5 protein-coding genes and 1 pseudogene are annotated in these 6,081 nt (G+C 70.0%); 5 read left to right on the top strand and 1 reads right to left on the bottom strand.

From position 1 onward, the window contains the following. Positions 1-308: 308 nt before the first annotated feature. Positions 309-431: pseudogene (locus tag M3N57_06880) on the bottom strand (HAD-IB family hydrolase). 413 nt (positions 432-844) lie between these two features. Between M3N57_06880 and M3N57_06875 the strand changes: the two are divergent. From M3N57_06875 to M3N57_06855, 5 genes are all read left to right on the top strand, one after another. Continuing rightward, positions 845-1,258: an arsenate reductase ArsC gene (locus tag M3N57_06875; GenBank protein ID MDP9022411.1), complete on the top strand. Its 414-nt coding sequence runs from the start codon at positions 845-847 to the stop codon at positions 1,256-1,258. A gap of 632 nt (positions 1,259-1,890) precedes the next feature. Next, positions 1,891-2,280, top strand: coding sequence for a metal-sensitive transcriptional regulator (locus M3N57_06870; GenBank protein ID MDP9022410.1), 390 nt, complete (start codon positions 1,891-1,893; stop codon positions 2,278-2,280). A gap of 53 nt (positions 2,281-2,333) precedes the next feature. After that, the gene (locus M3N57_06865) at positions 2,334-4,688 is read left to right on the top strand and encodes a heavy metal translocating P-type ATPase (protein MDP9022409.1); all 2,355 of its coding nucleotides are present in this window, start codon (positions 2,334-2,336) and stop codon (positions 4,686-4,688) included. Between the two features lie 146 nt (positions 4,689-4,834). After that, entirely contained in the window at positions 4,835-5,014 is a 180-nt protein-coding gene (locus tag M3N57_06860; protein ID MDP9022408.1) for a cation transporter, read from the top strand. Between the two features lie 806 nt (positions 5,015-5,820). Continuing rightward, on the top strand, positions 5,821-6,081 hold a 261-nt coding region (locus M3N57_06855), incomplete at its 3' end, for a DUF3754 domain-containing protein (GenBank protein MDP9022407.1).

The following is a 6,081-nucleotide window of genomic DNA, read 5'->3' as shown; positions in this document are numbered from 1 at the left end:
GGCGGCGGACTGGGAGAGCTGGAGCACAGTGACCTCGCACATCGCGGACCAACCACCCTACAGGCAACGGGGACCGACGCGACGGACGGACGACGGCGCGAGTGCTACTCGGACGCCGTGGGTGATGTTCGGACGCCCCTGGCGCACGAGCCGAGCCGCCGCGGGTGCAACTCAAGCGGGGGCCGGTGTCGCGGGAACGAACGCATGGCTACCGGCGGCGCTCAGAGGAACGACTTCTCAGCGGCGAACGCGAGGAGCGCCAGAGGAGCGCCTGGCGGTCGCGCTCAGAGGTGATCCGACGACTACGAGAAGCGCAGGATCGGCCAACCCGCTGTGCGAGCCGCTTGTCGGAGGTGGCGGTCGGGGTTGACCGCTACGGGCCGACCGCAGGCCGAGAGCAGGGGGAGGTCCGAGGCGCTGTCGGAGTACGCCGACGCGTTGGCAAAGGACGGGCCCGTCCTGAGGGCAACCGGGCCGGTCCTGAGGGCGACCGTCACGCTCCTGGCCAACCTGATGTTCGACCTGCCGCAATCAGCGTCGCCCCACCTCCCGCACCGGCCCCGGACAGTGGCTCGGAGAGGCCGTAGCAATCTTTGGGGCTGGTGCTAGTGATCTTCGGCATGGTGCGCTCCGGCATCAGCCCGCCGCACGTGCCCGCATTCCTGGCAGCCCAACTGCTGGGCCCGGCAGCGGCCATGGCTGGGGTCCGACTGCTCTACCCGGGGTGCAGGAGGTCGCCGCGGAAGTCGTGGTCCCTCACCCCCCCGAGGAGGTCCAGGTATGAGCCAGCTGGCCTCCGAACGAATGTGTTGCGATCATGCCACTCCATCTGGAAGGACGCCTGATGAAGGCAAAGCCCTCGGTGCTGTTCGTGTGCGTGCACAACGCCGGCCGCTCACAGATGGCGGCAGCGCTGCTGGACCACTACGCGCAGGGCCGGGTGGAGGTGCGCTCCGCCGGCTCCGCCCCCGCCGCTGCCATCCACGACGGTGTCAGGGAGGCGATGGCCGAGCAGGGCATCTCCCTCGACCAGGCCTTCCCCAAGCCCCTGACGGCCGAGATCGTCGAGACCTCCGACGTGGTCGTCACCATGGGATGCGGCGACGCCTGCCCCGGGTACCCGGGCAAGCGCTACCTCGACTGGGAACTCGACGCCCTCGCCGGCAAAAGCCTGGCGGACGTGCGCCCGATCCGCGACGAAATCGACCGACGCGTCTGTGCACTACTGGAGGAACTCATCAGCGCACCAACCAGCTGACGACCTCTAGCGCCGGCGCCAGCGCGTAAACCCGCGGCGCCTGCCCGCGCCCCCATCTAGCACGCCTGTTGACCCAGGGCTGCAGTGGTTCGACCTTCGGCGGCAATCCACTGGCCTGCGCCGCGGCCCCCACCACCGGCGCCGGTGACCACCCAGTTCACTTCCAGTTCTTACCAGCTATAACGACGGTTTCTGCGGGTCCCGCAAGGCCTCCTCGACCTCCTTCTTGGGATGCCGCCGACGCCTCATGTTGGAAACGTACAACGTAGCTGTGACATTTCGCGCGGCCGGCCGGCGACTTCTATCTTGCCGGCCTCGGCGTCGGTCAAGACGGCCTTCGAATCCACAGCTCGCCCTGGTTCGCGCGCCAACGTGGCGATGATTACGGAGGCGTCGACGACACATCGCCTGTAGGGGTCATCCACGCTGCTGCCTGAGCCAGGACACAGACTCCGTGCCACCCTCCAGTAGTCCGACCACCTCCTGGAGTGTAGGCGGCTCACCCTCTTCAACCACTTCGAAGCCCGTCGCGGAGATGCGCTCCGTACGCCCGCCGAGGCCTCTCCTATCGCACGGAGGACGCGAATGCGGCGTCCGATCTCGCTGGCCGCCTCCCGCAGGGCGCTGCGATCGTGGCCCATCCCACCTGGGGTGGGTACGGTGATCCCCCGACGGAGGAGAGCCTGGTGCGTGCGGAACACGAACGGGCGGTGCTGACCCGGTTGAAGACGGCGCGTGGCCAGCTCGACGGGGTGCTGCGCATGGTCGACGACGGCGCGTACTGCCCCGACGTGATGAAGCAGCTCGCGGCGGTTCAGGGGCTGCTGGAGGCGGCCAGCCGCACGGTGTTGCGCAACCACCTCGAGACGTGCGTCGCGGAGGCGGTCCGCGCCGGCCGGACCGAGGAGATCGTCGACGAGCTGATGGAGACGTTGAAGTTCGACAGGCGGGCCTTGCGCCCCTCGCTCACCGCGAGCGAACTCGACGGCGACAGCCTGAACCAGGGAGGACAGCGACGGTGAGCAACACCACCACTTCACCCCGAGAGCGCACGCTGCACTTCGAGGTCGAGGGGATGACCTGCGGCTCCTGCGCTGCCCGCGTTCAGAAGGTCCTCGGCGCCCAGCCCGGTGTCACCGACGCCGATGTGAACTTCGCGACCGGCAAGGCACGCGTCCGCCTCGCCGAGGACGTCGACGAGCAGGCGCTCACGAACGCGGTCCAGCGGATCGGGTACGACCTGCGCCGTAGCGGCGTCACCGCGCTCGAATTCGAGGTGGAGGGCATGACGTGCGGATCGTGCGCCGCTCGCGTGCAGAAGGCGCTGGCCGGCCAGCCGGGAGTGGTCCGCGCCGACGTCAACTTCGCGACCGCAAAGGCGCGCGTCGAGCTGGACCCGGGTGTGGCGAGCACCGAGTCGCTGCAGGCGGCGGTCGACCGCGTCGGCTACGGCCTGTCGCCGGCGTCGGAGCTGTCGCGTGACGTAGCCGACGCCGAAGACGTCGAAGCTGCCGCGCAGCGCGCCTGGTTGCGGCGTGTCCTCGTCGGCCTCCCCCTCGCCCTGGCAGTCGCAGCCATCGCCATGTACCGGACGATCGCGGGCGTCGACGCGGCGTGGATGCACTGGACCGAGTTCGCGCTCACCACGCCCGTGCAGTTCTGGGTCGCGTGGCCGTTCCTGCGCGAGGCGAGCAAGCGCGCGCGGCACCTGACGGCGAACATGGACACCCTCATCGCCATCGGCACGCTCTCCGCCTACTTCTACTCGACCGTGGCGCTGTTCGTCGGCGGCGACCTGTACTTCGAGGTGTCCGCGATCATCGTCGCCTTCCTCGTCCTCGGCCGCTACTTCGAGGCGCGCGCCAAGTCGAGGGCGGGCAAGGCCATCCGAGCGCTGCTCGAGCTCGGCGCGAAGGAGGCGCGCGTCAGCCGCGACGGGCAGGAGGTCATGGTCCCCCTCGAGCAGGTCGTGGTCGGCGACCTGCTGCGCGTGCGCCCCGGCGAGAAGATCCCCACCGACGCCGTCGTGGTGGACGGCGCGTCAGCGGTCGACGAGTCGATGCTGACCGGCGAGTCGGTCCCCGTGGAGAAGACGGTCGGCTCGAAGGTCGCGGGCGCGACGGTCAACACCTCCGGCGTGCTATCAGTCCAGGCGACCGCCGTCGGGGCCGACACCGCGCTGGCCCAGATCGTGCGACTGGTGGAGGAGGCGCAGGCCAGCAAGGGCGCCGTGCAGCGGCTGGCCGACCGGGTGTCCGCGGTCTTCGTGCCCGTCGTGCTGGCAATCGGGCTGGCGGCCTTCGCCGGTTGGTGGCTGCTGGCGGGCGAGGCCACGACCGGGCTGCTCGCCGCTGTGGCGGTCCTGATCATCGCCTGTCCCTGCGCCCTCGGGCTCGCCACGCCGACGGCGATCATGGTCGGCACCGGCCGCGGCGCCGAGCTGGGAGTCCTCATCAAGGGCGTTGAGGTGCTCGAGCGCACGCGGAAGATCACCACCGTCGTGTTCGACAAGACCGGGACGCTGACGCGCGGTGAGATGGCGCTGACCGACGTCGTCGCCGGAGATGCGGAAGAGACGCAGCTGCTGCGGCTGGCGGGCGGGGTCGAGGCCGACAGCGAGCACCCGATCGGACAGGCGATCGCCAGCGCGGCCCGCCAGCGGATCGACCTGCCTGCCGCGGCCGGCTTCGAGGCGGTCGCCGGCCACGGGGTACGCGGCGACGTCGAGGCAACCACAGTGTGGGTCGGCAGCCGCAAACTCGGGGCCGAAGCCGGACTCGTCCTGTCGGAGCGACTGGAGGACGCTGCGACTGAACTCGAGACGCAGGGCAAGACCGCGGTGTTCGCCGGCTGGGCCGGGGAGGTCCGCGGAGTGCTTGCCGTCGCGGACACGGTGAAGGACGACGCCGGCCCCGTCGTCGACCGCCTGCACGACCTCGACCTGAAGGTCGCCATGATCACCGGCGACAACGCGCGCACGGCGAACGCGATCGCAGCGCAGGTCGGCATCGACCGTGTGCTGTCCGAGGTGCTGCCGCAGGACAAGAAGTCCGAGATCGAGCGCCTGCAAGCAGAGGGCGAGGTCGTCGCGATGGTCGGCGACGGCGTCAACGACGCCCCCGCGCTCGTGCAGGCCGACCTGGGGATCGCGATCGGGACAGGCACCGACGTCGCGATCGAGTCCAGCGACCTGACGCTCATGCGCGACGCCCTGGACGGCGTCGTCACCGCGATCAACCTTTCGCGGCGGACCTACCGCACCATCCTGCAGAACCTGTTCTGGGCGTTGGGCTACAACAGCGCCGCAATTCCCCTGGCCGCCTTCGGGCTGCTCAACCCGATCATCGCCGGCGCTGCCATGGCTTTCTCATCCGTCAGCGTCGTCACCAACTCCCTCCGGCTGCGCCGCTTCGGCCGCCCGACCACCTGAACGAAGGAGACAGCGACAATGCGCTGCTGCTGCAACAACAAGACGGAACGGCACGACAACCGCGACGCGCGCGCACAGCTCGCGGAACTGGAGGGCGAGAAGGAGGACGCAGCGTGATCGACGAGCACAGCATCACCGTGGAGGGCATGAGCTGCACCGGCTGTGAGGAGTCCGTCCAGCGGGCGGTCGGCGGGCTCGACGGCGTCGAGACGGTCAGCGCCGACCACGCCGCCGGCCGCGTCACTGTGCGGTTCGACGGCGACGCCGTCAGCGAGGACGACATCGCGGAACGCATTCGGGAGGCGGGCTACACCATCCCCGCCTGACCCGCTCCAGCGATCGCGGCCGCGGCCGCGGCGGTCCGAACAGGGGGGTACCGCTGGTGGCCACCGCCACTACCTCGTAGCTGTGGGAGAGGGGCGCGTTGCACCTGCATCAGTTCCACCTCGAGAGCCTCGGGCACGTGTCGGCGCCGGACCCGAAATCAGCCGGTTCGTCGCCGACGCGCTCAACGACCGTGGCATCGAGCTGCGCAGGAACAGCGGGTGCAGGCGGTCGACGCCGACAGCCGCAAGGTGTCGTTCGACGACGCTGGGCGGCTGCACTACCGCTGCTGCTGGCGGTCCCCCAGGCGGCCCCGCCACAGGTCGTCGCCGACAGCCCGCTGGCCGGCGACGGAGGCTGGATCCACCCTGACCGCGAGACCCTGCGCACCTGCTTCGACCGCGTCTACGCGGCCGGAGACTGTAACGGCGGCCCGGTGCGAGGTTGGAGCCGCTCGATGCCCGCCCGGACGGGCTCGCCGTCGCTGGCCAACGACCTACCCGGACCAGCACGGCGAAGTCGGGATCGCGGGGGAAAGATCCACGAGTGGTGCTGCCAGGGCTTGATCGCGTCCGCCGACAGCCAGCGCCAGATGGTGGTGTTCGAGATGGACGCGACTTGCTGACGTGGCACGGGGTCTCCGGGCGCGCGGCGATCTCGTCGTTGCGCAGTCCGTCGGCGGCCACGAGCACGACTACCTGTGGTCAAAGCTTCTCCGAGGGCCGTGGGTACGGTGGCGAAAGACGTCGACGGAGGATCCGTGCGAGCAGAGCGAGCGGGTGCCCCTGGGACCGTGGCCGCCGACAGCATGCCCCAGAGGTTCATCCCCTTCCGCCGCAGCGACCTCGTCGACATGCTTGCTGGCGAAGGCCGGCCCGAGCCGTCGGAGCAGGAACGCTTCCGGGCCTTCGCGGAGCTGCTCGGCGCCGTCTTCCACCACGATTTCCGCTCACGTCTCGAGACCCTGAAGGACGCCTACGCCCCGTTCGATCCCGACCCGGACACGAGAGTGGTGCGCATTCACTGCGGCGACGACCGGGACGCGGCACGTCAGCGACTGGTCGACGGG

The sequence above is a fragment of the Actinomycetota bacterium genome (genome assembly GCA_030776725.1).
Lineage (GTDB): Bacteria > Actinomycetota > Nitriliruptoria > Nitriliruptorales > JAHWKO01 > JAHWKW01.
This window is presented reverse-complemented; position numbering and strand designations above follow the sequence as displayed.

Excerpts from the sequence above, each read along its gene's own strand:
- M3N57_06875 (MDP9022411.1), top strand. The coding sequence starts at position 845 with ATGAAGGCAAAGCCCTCGGTGCTGTTCGTGTGCGTGCACAACGCCGGC.
- M3N57_06865 (MDP9022409.1), top strand. The coding sequence starts at position 2,334 with ATGACCTGCGGCTCCTGCGCTGCCCGCGTTCAGAAGGTCCTCGGCGCC.
- M3N57_06860 (MDP9022408.1), top strand. The coding sequence starts at position 4,835 with ATGAGCTGCACCGGCTGTGAGGAGTCCGTCCAGCGGGCGGTCGGCGGG.